The organism is Rhodococcus sp. IEGM 1351 (assembly GCF_030056875.1).
GTDB lineage: Bacteria > Actinomycetota > Actinomycetes > Mycobacteriales > Mycobacteriaceae > Rhodococcus_F > Rhodococcus_F opacus.
Genome location: NZ_JASHKU010000157.1, coordinates 1 through 236 on the forward strand (window position 1 = coordinate 1; position 236 = coordinate 236).

Below are 236 nucleotides of genomic sequence, written 5' to 3' on the forward strand. Positions count from 1 at the left end.
GACCGGCGGGATCCGGCCCCACTCGGTCAGCTCGTCGATCATCTCGATCGCCATCGCCCATTTGGGGCGGTGGTGCTCGGTGTCGGGGATCGCGGACCGTCGCCGGCGGGCGGTGATCGCGGCGACGGCGTCGGGGTCGGCGGCCGAACGATCGTCCCAGCTCTCGGGCAGAAACAGCCGTCAGTCCAGCGGGGCGGACGCCGCATCGGTGGCCGCGTGCACGCTGACCGCGATCT

Annotated in this window: 1 pseudogene; it reads right to left on the bottom strand. The window is 72.5% G+C overall.

Going from position 1 to position 236, the window contains the following annotated elements:
- A pseudogene (locus QM806_RS41550) lies at positions 1-236 on the bottom strand (transposase); the annotation flags it as partial.